This is a genomic window from Paenibacillus sp. NPDC058367 (assembly GCF_042723305.1).
Taxonomy (GTDB): domain Bacteria; phylum Bacillota; class Bacilli; order Paenibacillales; family Paenibacillaceae; genus Paenibacillus_AQ.
Genome location: NZ_JBHXIZ010000001.1, coordinates 1,454,442 through 1,470,932, shown reverse-complemented (window position 1 = coordinate 1,470,932; position 16,491 = coordinate 1,454,442). Strand labels below are relative to the sequence as shown.

General features: G+C 42.7%; 15 protein-coding genes. 11 read left to right on the top strand and 4 right to left on the bottom strand.

What is annotated here, in order from left to right:
- The first annotated feature begins 22 nt into the window (after window positions 1-22).
- Window positions 23-1,069 carry a 3-deoxy-7-phosphoheptulonate synthase gene (aroF, locus tag ACFWMP_RS06440; protein ID WP_042186231.1) on the top strand — a complete coding sequence of 349 codons (1,047 nt, stop codon included), beginning with the start codon at window positions 23-25 and terminating at the stop codon, window positions 1,067-1,069.
- 283 nt (window positions 1,070-1,352) lie between these two features.
- Complete coding sequence (gene glnA, locus ACFWMP_RS06435; RefSeq protein WP_042186233.1) at window positions 1,353-2,777, top strand: type I glutamate--ammonia ligase; 1,425 nt, start codon at window positions 1,353-1,355, stop codon at window positions 2,775-2,777.
- Window positions 2,778-2,983: 206 nt separating this feature from the next.
- Here glnA and ACFWMP_RS06430 read toward each other — a convergent pair whose 3' ends face one another.
- Window positions 2,984-4,018: a LacI family DNA-binding transcriptional regulator gene (locus ACFWMP_RS06430; RefSeq protein WP_042186234.1), complete on the bottom strand. Its 1,035-nt coding sequence runs from the start codon at window positions 4,016-4,018 to the stop codon at window positions 2,984-2,986.
- A 374-nt stretch (window positions 4,019-4,392) separates the two neighbouring features.
- Between ACFWMP_RS06430 and ACFWMP_RS06425 the strand changes: the two genes are divergently transcribed.
- From ACFWMP_RS06425 to ACFWMP_RS06390, 8 genes are all read left to right on the top strand, one after another.
- Window positions 4,393-5,760 carry an ABC transporter substrate-binding protein gene (locus ACFWMP_RS06425; RefSeq protein ID WP_042186235.1) on the top strand — a complete coding sequence of 456 codons (1,368 nt, stop codon included), beginning with the start codon at window positions 4,393-4,395 and terminating at the stop codon, window positions 5,758-5,760.
- A 121-nt stretch (window positions 5,761-5,881) separates the two neighbouring features.
- On the top strand, window positions 5,882-6,775 hold the full coding sequence (locus ACFWMP_RS06420; protein ID WP_042186236.1) for a carbohydrate ABC transporter permease: 894 nt from the start codon (window positions 5,882-5,884) through the stop codon (window positions 6,773-6,775).
- The gene (locus ACFWMP_RS06415) at window positions 6,775-7,611 is read left to right on the top strand and encodes a carbohydrate ABC transporter permease (RefSeq protein ID WP_042186238.1); all 837 of its coding nucleotides are present in this window, start codon (window positions 6,775-6,777) and stop codon (window positions 7,609-7,611) included. Before ACFWMP_RS06420 ends, ACFWMP_RS06415 begins: the two co-directional genes overlap by 1 nt.
- A 29-nt stretch (window positions 7,612-7,640) precedes the next feature.
- Entirely contained in the window at window positions 7,641-10,379 is a 2,739-nt protein-coding gene (locus tag ACFWMP_RS06410) for a GH36-type glycosyl hydrolase domain-containing protein (RefSeq protein ID WP_379422607.1), read from the top strand.
- Between the two features lie 150 nt (window positions 10,380-10,529).
- Entirely contained in the window at window positions 10,530-11,417 is an 888-nt protein-coding gene (locus tag ACFWMP_RS06405; protein WP_339269832.1) for a hypothetical protein, read from the top strand.
- A 110-nt stretch (window positions 11,418-11,527) separates the two neighbouring features.
- A complete protein-coding gene (gene serC / locus ACFWMP_RS06400) occupies window positions 11,528-12,616 on the top strand; it encodes a 3-phosphoserine/phosphohydroxythreonine transaminase (RefSeq protein WP_042186243.1) in 1,089 nt (362 codons plus the stop codon).
- Between the two features lie 123 nt (window positions 12,617-12,739).
- The gene (gene trmL / locus ACFWMP_RS06395; RefSeq protein WP_042125678.1) at window positions 12,740-13,204 is read left to right on the top strand and encodes a tRNA (uridine(34)/cytosine(34)/5-carboxymethylaminomethyluridine(34)-2'-O)-methyltransferase TrmL; all 465 of its coding nucleotides are present in this window, start codon (window positions 12,740-12,742) and stop codon (window positions 13,202-13,204) included.
- A 125-nt stretch (window positions 13,205-13,329) separates the two neighbouring features.
- Window positions 13,330-13,584, top strand: coding sequence for an AbrB/MazE/SpoVT family DNA-binding domain-containing protein (locus tag ACFWMP_RS06390; protein ID WP_039871533.1), 255 nt, complete (start codon window positions 13,330-13,332; stop codon window positions 13,582-13,584).
- Between the two features lie 157 nt (window positions 13,585-13,741).
- Here the strand turns inward: ACFWMP_RS06390 and ACFWMP_RS06385 are convergent, their stop codons facing one another.
- The 3 genes from ACFWMP_RS06385 to ACFWMP_RS06375 are packed head-to-tail and all read right to left on the bottom strand — an operon-like array spanning window position 13,742 to window position 15,421.
- Window positions 13,742-13,939 carry a hypothetical protein gene (locus ACFWMP_RS06385; protein WP_379423594.1) on the bottom strand — a complete coding sequence of 66 codons (198 nt, stop codon included), beginning with the start codon at window positions 13,937-13,939 and terminating at the stop codon, window positions 13,742-13,744.
- 10 nt (window positions 13,940-13,949) lie between these two features.
- Window positions 13,950-15,017, bottom strand: a complete 1,068-nt coding sequence (locus ACFWMP_RS06380) for a phosphodiester glycosidase family protein (protein WP_143759516.1) — start codon at window positions 15,015-15,017, stop codon at window positions 13,950-13,952.
- Window positions 15,014-15,421, bottom strand: coding sequence for a hypothetical protein (locus ACFWMP_RS06375; protein ID WP_042186244.1), 408 nt, complete (start codon window positions 15,419-15,421; stop codon window positions 15,014-15,016). The genes ACFWMP_RS06380 and ACFWMP_RS06375 overlap by 4 nt, the downstream gene beginning before the upstream one ends.
- 283 nt (window positions 15,422-15,704) lie before the next feature.
- Here ACFWMP_RS06375 and ACFWMP_RS06370 point away from each other — a divergent pair, with 283 nt between their 5' ends.
- Window positions 15,705-16,361 carry a DNA-binding response regulator gene (locus ACFWMP_RS06370; RefSeq protein WP_042186245.1) on the top strand — a complete coding sequence of 219 codons (657 nt, stop codon included), beginning with the start codon at window positions 15,705-15,707 and terminating at the stop codon, window positions 16,359-16,361.
- The last annotated feature ends 130 nt before the right edge of the window (window positions 16,362-16,491 follow it).

Here is a 16,491-nt window from a genome sequence, read left to right as displayed (position 1 = left end):
GTGTAGAGAGGAAGTTATTAAAATGATCGTCATTACATCCAATCAAACGCCAGAAGAGCAGGTTAAAGATATTATTGCAGTTATCGAAAAAGAGGGTCTGCAGGTACATCTCTCTAAAGGTGCAGATCACACTGTTATCGGTTTAGTAGGAAGTGTAACTCCTAAGCTTGCAGAGCATTTGCGGCAAATGAAGGGAGTAGAGAACGTCGTAAAGATCTCCAAGTCTTATAAGCTAGCTAGCCGTGATTTCCATCCAGAGGATACCATTATCGATATCAAGGGTGTGAAGATTGGTGGAGAGAATCTGGTGATTATGGGCGGACCATGCGCCGTTGAGTCTCCAGAACAGATTGATGAGATTGCCCGTCTGGTTAAAGCTTCAGGTGCTCAGGTACTGCGTGGAGGCGCGTTTAAGCCGCGTACAGGTCCATACAGCTTCCAAGGTGTAGGTGTAGAAGGTTTGACTATGATGGCTGAAGCAGGAAAGCGTCATGGCCTATTAACCATTACAGAGGTTATGACACCAGAGTATGTGGATATTTGTGCAGAGCATGCTGACATCCTCCAGGTGGGTACACGGAACATGCAGAACTTTGATTTGTTGCGCAAGCTGGGTACTTGTGGAAGACCTGTCCTTCTGAAACGCGGCTTCAGTGCAACCTATGATGAATTGCTCAATGCAGCGGAGTACATTTTGGCAGGCGGAAATAAGGATGTAATGCTCTGTGAGCGTGGTATTCGTACATTTGAGACTTACACACGCAATACGCTGGATCTATCGGCTATTCCGGTTTTACAAAGCTTAAGCCACCTTCCGGTAATCTCTGACCCAAGTCACGGCACTGGACGTCGTGAGTTAGTTGAACCTATGGCTAAAGCTTCGGTTGCAGCTGGTGCAAATGGTCTAATCATCGAAATGCACACAGATCCGGACAATTCTATGACAGGTGACGGTGTTCAATCGTTATTCCCCGAGCAGTTCGATAATCTGCTTAAGGATCTAGAAAAGCTTGCTCCGATTGTTGGACGTAAGTTTTCAACTTCGCCAGAAACCGTTTCGGCGCTATAATTTTTAAGAATTTAACAACCTTGGAAGTCCTCTAAACCCGCGGTACAGCGGGATAGTAGGGCTTCTTTGCTATTGGATAAGTTAGAAATGTTATGAATATTAGCGAAAATAATGGATTTCACGAAAGCGTTAGAATATCTTACATTGCTGAAAGAAATACCTGACATAAGCATTGACGATGTTAGGTATGAGATTTATAATGACGACAGCAAATAAAAATGAAACAAGAACATTTGCATACTGTGAGGGGCTTAATGTTCGGAACTTGGGGGAGGAAAAATTCATGTCGGTTGAAAAAGTGTTGCAAACAATTAAAGAAAACAATATCGAGTGGGTAGATTTTCGATTCGTAGATTTAGGTGGCCGTGCTCACCACATTTCTCTGCCTGCTTCTGAAGTGGAAGATGAAACTTTTGTAAATGGGGTAGCATTCGACGGTTCTTCCATCAAAGGATTCCGTGGTATTGAAGAATCAGACATGGTTATGATGCCTGATCCGAACAGTGTGTTCATTGATCCGTTTACAGCTCATCCAACGCTGAACGTTATGTGCGACATTTTCACTCCTGATGGTGAACGCTATGAGCGCGATCCTCGCGGTATTGCTGTGAAAGCAGAAGAATTCCTTCAGAAGAGCGGAGTTGGAACATCAGCATTCTTCGCACCTGAGTCTGAATTCTTTATCTTTGATGATGTTCGTTACGAGAGTGGTATGAACAGCTCCTCATTCTTCGTAGACTCTGAAGAAGCGGCTTGGAATACGGGTCGTAAAGAAGAAGGCGGCAATCTTGCATTTAAAGTTGGCGTTAAAGGTGGATATGTACCTGTAGCACCTGTGGATTCCCAACAGGATATCCGTAGTGAAATGTGTCGTCTGCTTGCTGAAGTGGGACTGCGCATTGAGCGTCATCACCACGAAGTAGCAACTGCAGGCCAAGCGGAAATTAACTTCCGTTTTGATACCTTAAAGAAAACTGCTGATAATCTCATGACTTATAAATATATTGTACAAAACACTGCACGTCAGTACGGCAAAGTAGCAACCTTCATGCCAAAACCACTGTTTGGCGATAATGGTAGCGGAATGCACGTACACCAATCGATCTTTGACGGAGACACTCCTTTGTTTTACGAAAAAGGCGCTTATGCTAACTTGAGCGAAATGGCTCTTCACTATATCGGCGGTATTTTGTACCATGCACCAGCCTTGATCGCTTTGACTAACCCAAGCACCAACTCATTTAAACGTTTGGTTCCTGGTTACGAAGCACCGGTCAACTTGGTATACTCCAAAGGAAATCGTTCTGCAGCAGTTCGTATTCCAGTAGCGGCTGTGACACCGAAGGGCTGTCGTATCGAGTTCCGTACACCGGACTCCACCGCTAACCCTTACTTGGCATTCTCCGCAATGCTGATGGCAGGTCTGGACGGAATTAAGAACAAGATCAACCCACAAGAACTGGGTTACGGTCCTCTGGATAAGAACATCTACGAATTGTCCGATGCAGACAAAGAAAAGATCCGCAGCGTTCCAGGTAGCCTGAGCGAAGCACTTGATTCTTTGGAAGCTGATTACGAGTTCCTTACAGAAGGCGACGTATTTACTAAGGACTTCATTGATAACTATATTGCTCTGAAACGTTCCGAGGCTCAAGAGGTTGCGATTCGTGTTCATCCACATGAATATTCTCTGTACTTCGACCTGTAAGATTGCTCAAATCATATAAAGCTTTAACCAATAAAGGTGTTCCTAAGTCATGGAAATGACTTAGGAACACCTTTTGTATTGATCCTAACAAAAATGAGGATATCTTTGGCCATTGATATGGCTAAGGATATCCTCATTTTAGCTTCTATAGTTTAATATTCTGCCTGTAGTTCCGCTTTAATTAAGTAGAGGTATCACTTGGGGATCTATACTAAACCCCGCTCAGGAGCTCCGCAGGATTCTCTTATGATGAGCTCTGGCTCGACGCTGAAAGAGCTCGTGCCTGATTGATTGTTTATTAGATCATACAGCATTAACGCGGCTAGACGACCAATCTTATCTTTATTTTGTTTAATCGTAGTCAAGAGTGGTGTTGTGTAATTGCAGGCTTCGATATCGTCACAGCCAATAATCGCGACGGTTCCAGGAACAGCAATAGCAGATTCCTTTAGGGCACGCATAGCCCCAATAGCTAACTGATCAGAAGCCGCGAAGATCGCTCTGGGCAAGTTTCCATTCGAAATCATTCTACGCATGGTTTCATAACCGCTGGCTTCAAAGAAGTTGCTGCCGTTTAAGAACCAGTTTTCGTTGATCGGTAGACCTAAATCTTCAAGCGCTTTGCGGAAACCACTTTCACGTATATTGGAGATTTCTGACTCAGAGGAGCTGCCGATATAACCAAGTTCTCGATAGCCTAATAAGTAAAAGTGTTCGACTACCTTGGTAGACAACTTAAAATTATCAGACATGATATAACCCGAATTGTCGCCTGATAGCTTTAAATCTACGCCGATGCATGGGATAGAACTATTATCCAATTCGCTGATGGAGGTTTCTAGCTCTTGTCCGGTAATAAGTAGGCAGCCATCCACATTAAAATGCAAACAACGGGCAAGATAATCATTGGTATCGCCACTTTGGAATTTTTCGTTAGAGAAAAAGATCAGATCGTAACCTAGCAGTCCCATTTGTTTTTTGAAGGAATTTAGAACTTCGATGAAAAAAGGGTGGGTAAAGTCAACGTTCAGCATTCCTGCAAAAATAACTCCAATTAGATTCGATGATTTTGTAGCTAATGTTTTTGCTGAATTGGAGGGAGTATATCCAGTTTCCTTTATGATTTGTTGTACCCTAGTCTTGGTGTCTTCCGAAATGTCGCTGTAGTTATTTATGATTTTAGATACTGTCGAAACAGAAACTCCAGCTATTTTCGCTATGTCTTTAATGTTATAGGCCAACTTTAGTCCTCCTTATGATGCGAAATACTCCGTAATCTATGATAAAAGTATCGTTGAGTTAAACTTTTTATGGATTTCAAATATGAATTACGAAATGTTTTCGTAAATGATTTTATAATTATATAGGTAGATAGTCAATGGGATGTTTGGCGTTCAAGCAGATATATCCTTTATTTTAAAGGGTTTTGGAGAATTTCAGTTCAAGAATAGTTCAAAGATAAAGAATAAAAAAGACTTTACAAAGATAAATAACGATGTAATAATAAAAACAACGAAACCGCTTTCTGTATTATAATCGCTAAAGTTTCGTAATTTCAATAATTAAGATAATGTTTCGTTAAGAGGTCATACAAATCATCTGGGGGGTAACAAAAATGGTAAAGAAGCTTTCTGCGGTATTGTTGAGCTCAGCGCTAGTGCTCTCATTAGCAGCATGTGGAAGCGGCAACAACACAAATGGTGAGGCTACTTCGGGCAACGGAACAAGCAAGCCCGCAAATGGTGAGAAAAAGGTTATTAAAATCTTGCACTGGAAACAAGAAAACATTAACAAGGTTATTACAGACATTAATAAGAAGTTTGAAGAGAAATATCCAGAATACAAGATTGAGTACACGACGACAGGTCCGGACGATGAATTTAAACAAGCACAAAGAGCAAGAATTACAGCTGGTGACGTAGACGTCCTTGCTGATTTGTCCGGTATGAGATTGTCTCCGAAAGATTGGACACCAGGTGCGAAAGTGCCAGACTGGCAACAATGGATTGATTCCGGTTTGATTGCTGATCTGAGCAACGAAGCTTTCGTTAAAAACTACAATGCGAATGATATTGCCAAAGCGGGTACTTACAACGATAAAGTGTATGCGATCCCAACCGGTAAAGTAGCAATGTCAGGTTTCTTCTATAATAAAGAAATTTTTGAACAAAACGGTTTGACTGTTCCAACAACATGGACAGAGTTCATCAGTGTTCTAGATACTTTGAAATCCAAGAGCATTGTGCCAATCGTAGTGGCTGGTAAAGACGTATGGCCTTTGAAACTGCCAGTGTTCGGCTTGCAAGCTAAGATTCTAGGCGGCGGCGACCAACAAAAATGGATTGAAGGCGTTTGGAAAGGCACTTCGGCGTTCAACGATGCTGAGGCTGTAGAAGTTTTGGATAAAATGAAGACCCTTCAAGATAACTACATTATCGATGGTTTCTTGGGTATTGACTATGCAACAGCACCTTCGTACTTCGCAACAGGTAAAGCAGCTATGATTGCTGACGGAACTTGGGATGCACCTACAATCGCTGCGGCAAATCCTGATGTGAAATTCGGATACTTCCCAATCCCTGCTACTGAAGATGCTGCTAAGAACGCTTCTCTTGTCGGCAAATACGATGTAACTTGGTATGCAGCAGAAAAAGGTCCGAACAAAGAAGGCGCATTGAAATGGTTGGAATTCTTCTCTGAACCAGAAAATTACACGGAATATGTTAAGGCTGCCGGATTCGTGCCAACACAAGATAACATCGCAACTGGCAGTGACTTCATTGATAACGAACTTGCCCAATACATGGCAGAAGACTTTGAACTTGCTTATGAAATCATTATGATTAACCGCGACAATGTAGGCGAGCACATTGCTGCTGAAGGCGTTCACACTGAATACCTGGCACCAGGCGGCGAATTCAAAACCGCTAAAGAACTTGCAGATGTACAACAAAAAGAATGGGAAGCAGCAGCACCTAAATAAGCTGTTATCCTAATAAACAGACATCTACAACATACTGTGCACCATCATGTACTACAACATCGGGGTCTGTTCGTACAGACCCCGATCATTTTATTGAATTAGGATTGGGTAGGTGAGAGAAATGTATCCGTTCGGAAAAGGTATAAAAAGATATTTACCGCTTCTGCTGCTTATGATTCCATTATCGTTGTACGTTATTTTTTATTTTGGACCCTCTATGATGACGGTCATTTATTCATTTACAGATATTACTAACGTTCCAGGAAGCAAATTGAATTTCGTAGGCCTTGACAATTATTACAGTGTTTTTAACTCCGGAAATTCAGGCGAACGATGGGATTCCATTATACGAACAGTTTATTTCATGGTCATTGTTACAATCGTACAAAACGGTGTCGGTCTCCTTATGGCCGTAGTGATTAATCAGAAGCTGAAAGGCGATTATTTTTATCGCGCAGTTTTCTTTTTGCCGGTTGTGCTCGGTGTATCGGTAGTTGCACTGGTATGGGGCTTGATGTTCGATCCGCTAAGTGGTCCCGTAAATCAACTGTATGATTCATTGTTCGGTTATAAAGATATGTTCTTTGGAAGCTTCACCCATGCGTTTGGTTATATAATATTCACGCAAATTTGGATGTACATGGGTTACTCCATGCTGATTTTCCTTGCAGGTCTTCAATCCGTTCCGAAAGATCTGTATGAAGCTGGATATATTGATGGTACCACGAAGTGGCAATCTTTTAAGAACATTACGTTCCCACTTATTGCTCCATCGTTCACCATTAATATTATTTTGTCCATTATCGGTGCCATGTCCACCTTTGATATTATTCTCGCAACTACGGACGGTCGCTTTAACACAAGAACGATGGCTTATGACGTGTATAAAGAGACGTTCCGTGGTTCTCTACAGATGGGACTTCCATCCGCGCTTTCTGTGGTGCAGTTCCTTATGATTCTGGTCTTCGTTGTATTTGCAGTTAAACAAATGCGTAAGAGAGAGGTGGAGTATTAATGAAAGATTCCAAAACCGCCAAAACTCTCTCCTATATTCTGATTGCAGTATTGCTTGTTTTGTATATCATGCCACTATTGTTTGTAATAAACATTTCATTCAAGTCTTTTTCGGACTATTTGCTAGACCCGATCGGACTTGTGAAAAGTATTCAATGGGATAATTACAAGGAAGCTTGGTTAAAAGGTAATTTCTCTAATTATTTCATTAACAGTTTGCTGTACACAGTTGTAGCAACAGTACTAACACTAATCGTATCGTTATTCGGAGCTTTCCCGGTGGCGAGAAATTATGTGAAGTGGAGCGGGTTTATTTATTTGTTCTTCTTGATGTCACAGTTCTTGCCTAACCCTATGGTTGCACAGTTCAAATTGATGCTTACCTTGAAACAAGAGCTTGGATTCGTGGGCTATGATACGAAGCTGGGTTATATTCTCCTAAAAACAGGAGGAACAGGGATCGTCTTCATGATGTTCGTAGGTTATATTAAAGGGATCAGCCGTGAGATGGATGAAGCTGCAGGTATGGATGGTGCTGGGTATATGCGGTATTTATTCCAGATCATTATGCCACTGATGAAACCTGTTATCGCAACAGGTGTTATCCTGACGGCGATTACCATTTGGAATGACTTTGTAGGTCCAATCATGTATTTGCCAAGTCCGGAACATTATCCAATTACCTTCGGGCTTAAAGAATTCCGCGGTCAATACGGAAACAACTGGCCTATGTTGGCGTGCGGTATCATGATCGTATCTGCACCACTTATCGTCCTGTACACCTTCATTCAAAAGTATATCGTTGACGGTGCATTGGCAGGTGCGGTTAAAGCTTAAGTAGATGTGTAAATGAGAGGATGGGGACAATGGACCGCAAAAAAATTCAAGGCTTTGAATTCACCGGAAAGGATGGGGAGTTCAAGCTTCAGCAACCGGATCATAGTAGTTTCTTATACTTCCCTCTAGTAAATGAGGGGGGGATGATGTCGACTGTAACCCCGAAGCTTCATGGTCAGGCGACAACAGGTCATAATACATTTTTAACACCGCCATTATCTGTTGAAGATTTGCATAATTCACGCGCCTCACGTAATTTCTGGGTTTACGTCGAAGACAAGGGTGCTTGGTCTGCAGCTGGAAACTCTGCTAAGCAAAATGCAGCGTTCTACACCCCATCTGCTGATGATGCAGTACTTGAGGCTGGATTCCTATGGCATCGTGTGACTCGCAGCAACTTTGAGATGGGTGTCAAAGCTGAGATTACCAGCTTCGTACCTAGCGGTAATGATAAGGTAGAACTTATGAAAGTTACGTTGACGAATACGGGAACAGAGGAGCTTACTCTTACACCAACGGCTGTAGTTCCCTTGTATGCCCGTTCCGCAGATGATCTGCGCGATCACAGACATGTAACTTCGCTGCTGAACCGGATTTACACCTCAGCTTATGGTGTTGAGGTTCAACCTGCACTATCTTTCGATGAGCGTGGTCATCGCATTAATCACACTTCTTACGGTGTGTTTGGTGCAGAAGGTGATGGCAGTCAGCCTGATGGTTTCTTCCCGATTCAAGAAGAATTTATCGGTGAAGGTGGAAGTCTTGACTGGCCAGAAGCTGTTATTCTGAATGCTACGCCAGAGATTGGTAAAGGTGGCGGCGTGGATAGAGAGGGTTATGAAGCCGTTGGTGGTCTTCGTTTTGCTTCAATTACCTTGTCTTCTGGTGCAAGCCATTCTTATGTCGTAGTTATGGCAATTGATAGTGATAGAATTAACGTTGAAGCGTTGATGAGTAAATATGGTACATCTGAAGCTTTTGATCATCTGCTAGAGGAAACTAAAATGTTCTGGGCAGACAAAGTGAATATGGTTGAATTTCATACCGGCGACTCGGATGCAGATCAATGGATGAAATGGGTAACCATCCAACCAGTCCTTAGAAGACTGTATGGTAACTCCTTCTTACCGTATCATGATTATGGAAGAGGCGGACGTGGCTGGCGAGATCTTTGGCAAGACTGTCTGGCACTGCTCATTATGGAGCCTGCCGAAGTTCGTAGCCTACTCTTCAACAATTATGCTGGTGTGAGAATTGATGGCAGTAACGCAACCATTATCGGTCAACAGCCAGGTGAATTTATCGCTGACCGTAACAATATCCCTCGTGTATGGATGGATCATGGGGCATGGCCATTTTTAACAACGATGCTCTATCTGGATCAGAGTGGTGATCTTGATTTCTTGTTGCAAGAACAGACTTATTTCCGGGATACTTTTATGAGTCGTTGTAAGGAACGTGATACTTCATGGAATACCTCTGTAGGCAGTGATCTTAGAACAGTTTCTGGGGAAATCTACAAAGGTACAATTCTGGAACATATTTTGCTGCAAAATCTAGTTCCGTTCTTTAATGTAGGAGAACATAATAATATCCTGCTCGAAGGCGCGGACTGGAATGATGGCCTTGATATGGGGGCGGATCGCGGAGAGAGTGTAGCATTTACATCTTTCTATGCTAGCAATCTATTGGATATTTCCCGGGTCCTACGTAACCTTAAGACTTCTAAAGGTCAGGAAACTGTTGAATTAGCCGAAGAAATGCAGCTACTGCTGGATACCCTTAACGAGTCTGTGGATTATGGTTCTGTATCAGGTAAGCATGAGAGATTGGATCGATATTATGCTGCCGCACCAAATAAGGTGAGTGGAGTTCGTGTATCTCTCGATATTGATAAAGTAGCTGACGATCTGGAACAAAAAGCGGAATGGTTATTTAACCATTTGCGTAGCAACGAGTGGGTACAGAGTGAGAATGGCGATGGCTGGTTTAATGGTTATTATAATAACGATGGTGAACAGGTAGAGGGTGAATTTTCTGAAGGCGTTCGTATGACGCTTACGGGCCAAGTGTTCCCGCTTATGGGTCATGCAGCGGCTCCGGAGCAAATTCCACACATTATAGCTGCTGTAGATCGTAATCTATTTGATGATAAGATTGGATACAGGCTTAATTCACGTTTCGGTGGGATTCAGCAAAATCTGGGTCGTGCTTTTGGTTTTGCTTTTGGCCATAAAGAAAATGGGGCCATGTTCAGTCACATGACCATCATGTACGGAAATGCGTTGTACAAACGTGGTTATGTAAAAGAAGGTCATAAGGTCCTCGAATCTCTTTACAGCTTGAGTACGGATTTCGAAAAAGCTCGTATCTACCCAGGTATTCCTGAATATATTAACGAGCAAGGCAGAGGGATGTACACGTATCTAACAGGCTCCGCAAGCTGGCTCTTGCTAACCATGGTCACTGAAGTATTTGGTGTGAAGGGCAAGCTGGGAGATCTATTGTTAGAACCTAAATTAGTAAAAGAACAATTTGATTCCGAGGGTAAAGCATCAATTAAGACGATCTTTGCAGATCGTGAGTTTGAAGTGGTCTATAAAGCCACTGGAAGCTTTAACTACGGAGAGTACCAAATACACTCCGTTACGTTGAACGGCAGCGAGGTGACGCTGCAGCGCGGCTCAGGAAGTGCGATTATTCCACGTGAGGAGCTACTTGCTCTGCAGACAGAGAAGCTTCACGTGATTGAAGTGACTCTGGCGTAATCTTAACTAGAATTTTTATAAACGTCTGCACCGTTATGAATAGCGGCTGCAGACGTTTTTTTGAAAATTATGAAAACTAAGGTTCTTCATAAATGATATAATGGGGCTAATTTACTTATTTGTTGAATGATTGAAAGGGGTTTGTGTAGGATGGGTTACAGGCTGTCAAATGGCGTATTATCTGTGGATATCGCTGATATTGGAGAAGATTATAAAGGGACTCGTTTTGACTGGACGGGGTTTATCACACAGGTTACGTTAGAAAAGGGTAACCATACGTTTTGTGTGCCAGAGAGCTTGAAGGAAGGCGAGGGTACTGGCGGAAGTGGACTATGCAACGAGTTTGGCATTTCCCGGGCAATTGGGTATGATGAAGCGCCGATCGGAGGCTGGTTTCCAAAGCCCGGAATCGGATTGTTACAAAAGCTGGATTCGCAGAGCTATAGCTTTCATAATAAATATCCACTAACCCCCTTTGCTGTTGATATGGAGGTTAGGGATGATTCGATTACATATACTGTCCAGCCGATGGAAAGTAATGGATACGCGATGCTTTTGACCAAAACGATCTCTATAAAGGACGACCAATTGAAAATTGCATATGAATTGCATAACAAAGGGGATAAGCCAATCCAAACCGAGGAGTACATCCACAATTTCGTAGGAATTGATGGTTTGAATATAGGTTCGGATTTTGAGTTGCGCCTCTCGAATGGGCTCAAAGTAGTAGAACCAGAATCTCAATACACGAATAATTTGCTAGAGGTATCTGGTAATACCCTTACTTGGTCAGAAGAGCCAGATCGGTCATTTTACTGCAAGCTGAGTGGCTGGGGAGGCCCAGAGGCTGAGTTCAATTGGGAGTTGGTTCATAAGCCTAGTGGAACAGGAGTACGCGAAAGCGGAGATTTCCCAGTAGCACGAATGGCGCTATGGGGAGAACGCCATGTGGTCTCACCTGAAGTTTTTGTGAACATTAGTCTTTTACCGCATGAAAGCAAGTCCTGGAGCCGAACTTATCATTTTTTCACGTCATGATAAGCAGTAATCAAAGCTTTTATGTGAATAATTATACTTGCTGGTGTGTGAGATTATTGCTATCATAAGCGATATCCATATTGATAGGAGAGAAAGGGTGGGGAGTAGTTTTGAATAAGAGAGCATACAATTTTAATGCCGGACCGGCAGCATTGCCGCTTACGGTACTGGAACGCGCACAAGCGGAGTTTGTTGATTTCCGAGAAAGTGGAATGTCTATCATGGAGATGTCGCACCGTGGAGCAATCTACGAATCCGTGCATAATGAAGCGCAGGAACGTCTGCTTTCGCTCCTCGGCAATCCGAAGGGCTATAAGGTATTGTTCGTACAAGGTGGAGCAAGCACACAGTTTGCTATGATCCCTATGAACCTGATTTCCGAAGGCCAAGTAGGTAGCTATGTTATGACAGGTAGCTGGGCAGATAAGGCTTATAAAGAAGCTAAATTGGTAGGGGGCGCTCATGTTGCTGCTTCTTCCGAAGACAAGAAATTCTTAGCTATACCTGAATTGAGTTCGATTAAAGCTGCGGAAAATGCTGCCTACCTTCACGTTACTTCCAATGAGACCATTGAAGGAACGCAATATGCAGAATATCCGGATGCTGGCTCGATTCCGCTCATCGCAGATATGTCCAGTGATATCCTTTGCCGGCCAATCGATGTCAACCAATTCGGAATGATCTATGCTGGAGCACAAAAGAACCTTGGTCCTTCCGGTGTGACTGTAGTTATTGCTAAAGAGGAATTGCTCGCAGAATCACCTTCTAACATTCCAACTATCATGCGTTACAGCACTCATTACAAAAATAACTCTCTTTACAATACACCTCCATCTTTCTCTGTATATATGGTTAACGAAGTATTAAAATGGATTGAGGAGCAAGGTGGTCTTGCTGGTATCCATTCCAAGAACCTTGAAAAAGCGGGTCTATTATATGATCACATCGATGGAAGTGACGGCTTCTACAGTGGTGTTGCTGAGAAGAGCAGTCGCTCCATTATGAACGTTACCTTCCGGATGCAATCGGAAGAACTCGAAAAACGGTTTGTTAAAGCTGCTGAACTGGAAGGTTTTGTCGGCTTAAAGGGACATCGTAGTGTGGGTGGCTTGCGCGCTTCCATTTACAATGCAGTTCCTTACGAAAGTGTTAAAGCACTTTCTGATTTCATGAACCATTTCCGGCAAACTCAAGGTTAATGAACTCTATCGTAAACCTTCCGCCTATGGGTGGAAGGTTTTCAGTTTGTTTGGAGAAGCTATGGTTATGCAGTAGAGTAAAACATCTGGCTATTAAGCCTTTAGAGAGGAAGGAACCATATAATGGCACTCCATATCGTATTAGTTGAGCCGGAAATACCGGCCAATACTGGAAACATTGCGCGTACCTGCGCAGCAACAGGCACTCATCTTCATTTGGTTCGCCCGCTCGGATTCCGTACAGACGATGCTACATTGAAAAGAGCAGGATTGGATTACTGGCACGCTGTTAACATTGAATACCACGACTCTTTTGCTGAGGTACTTGAGAAGTACAGTGAGGGACGTTTCTTTTACGCAACGACGAAAGCGGAGAAGAGATATAGCGATTTTGATTTTCAAGATGGAGACTTCTTTGTCTTTGGTAAAGAAACGAAGGGGCTTTCTGCTGAAATTCTGGAAGCGGGTAAAGAAACAAAAATGCGCATGCCAATGAGTGATGCCGTGAGATCGCTTAATTTATCGAATTCTGCAGCTATTATTGTATATGAAGCCCTTCGACAGCTGGATTTTCCTAATCTTGTTTAGAAAAAAGACATTTTTTTTGTTTTTTTTCAGCAGGATTCGACATTTTAATAACGAAATATAATGAATGAGCCGAAATATATAGTAGCTACAAATTATTAGTTGAACAGGAGAGGTGTACGTTAGATATGAAACCTGCTGGTGTAGTTCGCAAAGTGGATCAGCTGGGTAGAATTGTTCTGCCTAAGTCCCTGCGTAAAAGGTATCAGATGAATGAAGGCGACCCGGTTGAAATTTTGGTACAGGGTGACCATATCATCTTGGAGCGTTACCGTCCAAAATGTGTTTTCTGCGGATCAATGGAAGGTGTGAGTGAATATAAAGATCGTTATATTTGCGCTGCATGCCTCTCAGAAATGACGCAATTGCCAAGACACGCCTAGGAAGTACATATTTACACATTTAGAATTCTGACAGCCAATAGTTTTCTAAAAAAAGAAACTGTCCCATTCGTAGATTTCTCTACTTATGTGGCAGTTTTTTTGTTTCAGGCTTATAAAAAATGCCTCAGAGCCAAGTGGCTGCTGAGGCATTTCTTGCTTATAGACCTTTTGTTTTGTCGTCGTTGTAAGATGAGGTAAGGATGCCGACCATAAATAACACAAATACGATAGTTACGATCCAAAAGGTTAATGAGAACGACATACTGGCACCTCCATTAGCAAATGTATTCGTTATCAAGATTATACCCTGCAAATCAATAAAAATAAACGCAAATGTGATATGTTGCATAGACATTTTACTATAATCATTTAAAAAACAGGAAATTGGTTGGTACAGCTCTAAGATTTCCGTCTGATGGCTTGTTGACTACTCTTCCATTGAAGATGAGTGATGACGATCCTCCACCATCCAGATTATAAGCATCCATGACACCCATGTTATATAGCTTGTTCTGAATTTCCTCTAGTCGGGCACCAGAGCTGCCAAGCTCATTATAGCCATCCGCTACAAAGATGAGAAGCTGATCATCCTTATAATTACCGATTACTGTACGTGGCGCCCGATTGGGGGATGTTTTCCACTTTTCCGGGATCGGTACTTTGACGTTATTCTTAAGTAGAACAGGCACAAAGGTTGCACCAAATACGGGTTCGAGTTGATCTAACTGTGCGCGACTGTAAAATTTCCCGCCGATTAACTGTCCGGACTTGTTCAGACCTACGAAGCTGAGATCCTTGAATGTCGGCTCGAAACCATTGAGATACTTTCCATCAACCACAGTAGTGCTTAAGGGATAGCGTTTTCCGGCTTTATCCGCAAAACCTCCAGCATTAATACCTGCAATAGCACCATGACTTTGTACAGCGTGCATAGTGGTTTCTGCGCCACCAGTAGCTTCCTTCGCAAGACTCATTTGCATCGCAGTTGGATCCTTCAATTTGATCTTCAAAGCATAGGCCTTATAGTTACCTGGATTCAGCTTATACAGCTCGATTCTAATCCGGTCGCTAGTAAGGACCTCAGAAGGTATTCCAAGCTTGGCAGATATCCGGCGGTTATAGATAAGCTCAGGACGGCTCGCTTGAGTCTTCGCTGTCTCGACTAACTTATTCATAGCAGTAGTGGTTCCTTTATATAGCTTAGCGCTAGCGCTGACTGCATCTATGGTGTAGGATGCAGTGCCTTCGGCTAGGGTTAAATCCTTTTTTAGGACAGCTGTTTCATTCAAAGGCCCTGAGATAGGTGCGAATTGTCCTACATCAAGATCCAGCTCGAGCGGAGGTCTATACCACCACATACATATCAGTAAACCTAAAAAAGGTGCGGTCAGAAGCATAAAGAAACGGTTCACTCTCTTGACTGGCGTCATCATTTGATCAGATCCATTTCTTTCTTCAAAGCTTCTAACTGTTTGCTAACTTCGCTCAATTGCGTATATAGCTTATTACTATTGTCTGTCTTGGCACTTGCATTATCTTTAGTGAAGGTTAATAGTTCGTTAAAACTTTGTACTGTATTCTGCAATTCCTTCACTTCTTCAGTGAGAACGGCAATTTTCGACTCATAGTCGGTCTTCAGAACGGTAAGCTGCTGCTGGCTCTGATTGCTAAGTTCGCTCAGCACTTGCTGCTTCAAATGGTTTGTGTAGCTGTATACAGCATATACACCGATTCCAATCATCACGATCCAGAACAGTAAAAACCATTTTACGGAAGGGCCGCTTCTCACAGCAGCACGGCGCGAGTGTACCGGGGACGTTTCCGCTAGCGGTTGCATTTGATCACCTCGGGTTGGTCTTTTTTTCAAGTCCCCATTCTATCAGACTTTGACTAGTTTCGCAAAAATGTAAGAGAGTGTGAAAACTAGAAAAAGTAATTGCATCCTATTAAACTACTGCGATACAATTTCTATAGATTGGAATTTCTGATAGACGTACTCAAGGTAACCAGCGAGAGAATAAACGAACAAGTCATCATACTTCCTTGCTTGCGTTTAAACCGGAAACGCTGCGGCGCTTTCCTTTCTGGATGATTATATAAAGCAGGGGGTCTGGGCATTAATGATGAAGGTTTGGCAGGTGGTTATTGTGGGGTGTCATCCTACAAGTATGCTGGGGACAAAATTGATTTTGGAAGAGGGAGGAGAGCTAAAAGTTCTAGGAATGTATTCAACTTGGGACGAAGGCGCTTCCATCGTAAGGGAAAAGAATCCCGAGCTAGTGCTGGCAGATTATCATATGCCTGAAGGTAATATTGAGAGTGTGCTGTTAAATATGAAAAAAAGCTCACCAAACTCACATTTTGTCGTAATGACGGATGAAGACGGCAGGGATCTGCTTCAGCCCCTCATAGAGCTGGGAGCCAGCGGGATCTTCTCCAAAGGAGCTTCTCCTCATCAGCTTTTACAGCTGATCCTGGGTTTGCGGGTGGGTTTTCTTTCAATGCCGCTAGAATGGATAGAAAAAGGATCCTGGCCGATTTCGACTTCTAAAGGACTGGATGATGTTCTTCAATTGACACAGACAGAGATGTTTATTATGGAGCGAATCGTTCAGGGGATTACGTATGATAAAATAGCGCTTGAAATTGCAGTAAGTCGTCGTTCGATTGACAATTACTTGCGCAAAATTTATGTGAAGCTTGATGTTTCGACGCGAGCGCAGGCCATTGAGAAATTTGCTCTCTTTTCAAGACAAAACAGGCAAATCTACGCATAACCCAAGCTATACGACATAATGACGGGAAAGGCGGAATATTCTTGAAATAGAAGAAAGAAAGCATATCACGTTTAATGGATAATCGTCCTCGAAAGAGGATAACTTAGCCATTTCTACTTGGTACTAGGGA

Excerpts from the sequence above, each read along its gene's own strand:
- aroF (WP_042186231.1), top strand. The coding sequence starts at position 23 with ATGATCGTCATTACATCCAATCAAACGCCAGAAGAGCAGGTTAAAGAT.
- glnA (WP_042186233.1), top strand. The coding sequence starts at position 1,353 with ATGTCGGTTGAAAAAGTGTTGCAAACAATTAAAGAAAACAATATCGAG.
- ACFWMP_RS06425 (WP_042186235.1), top strand. The coding sequence starts at position 4,393 with ATGGTAAAGAAGCTTTCTGCGGTATTGTTGAGCTCAGCGCTAGTGCTC.
- ACFWMP_RS06420 (WP_042186236.1), top strand. The coding sequence starts at position 5,882 with ATGTATCCGTTCGGAAAAGGTATAAAAAGATATTTACCGCTTCTGCTG.
- ACFWMP_RS06415 (WP_042186238.1), top strand. The coding sequence starts at position 6,775 with ATGAAAGATTCCAAAACCGCCAAAACTCTCTCCTATATTCTGATTGCA.
- ACFWMP_RS06410 (WP_379422607.1), top strand. The coding sequence starts at position 7,641 with ATGGACCGCAAAAAAATTCAAGGCTTTGAATTCACCGGAAAGGATGGG.
- ACFWMP_RS06405 (WP_339269832.1), top strand. The coding sequence starts at position 10,530 with ATGGGTTACAGGCTGTCAAATGGCGTATTATCTGTGGATATCGCTGAT.
- trmL (WP_042125678.1), top strand. The coding sequence starts at position 12,740 with ATGGCACTCCATATCGTATTAGTTGAGCCGGAAATACCGGCCAATACT.
- ACFWMP_RS06390 (WP_039871533.1), top strand. The coding sequence starts at position 13,330 with ATGAAACCTGCTGGTGTAGTTCGCAAAGTGGATCAGCTGGGTAGAATT.
- ACFWMP_RS06385 (WP_379423594.1), bottom strand. The coding sequence starts at position 13,939 with ATGTCTATGCAACATATCACATTTGCGTTTATTTTTATTGATTTGCAG.
- ACFWMP_RS06380 (WP_143759516.1), bottom strand. The coding sequence starts at position 15,017 with ATGATGACGCCAGTCAAGAGAGTGAACCGTTTCTTTATGCTTCTGACC.
- ACFWMP_RS06375 (WP_042186244.1), bottom strand. The coding sequence starts at position 15,421 with ATGCAACCGCTAGCGGAAACGTCCCCGGTACACTCGCGCCGTGCTGCT.
- ACFWMP_RS06370 (WP_042186245.1), top strand. The coding sequence starts at position 15,705 with ATGATGAAGGTTTGGCAGGTGGTTATTGTGGGGTGTCATCCTACAAGT.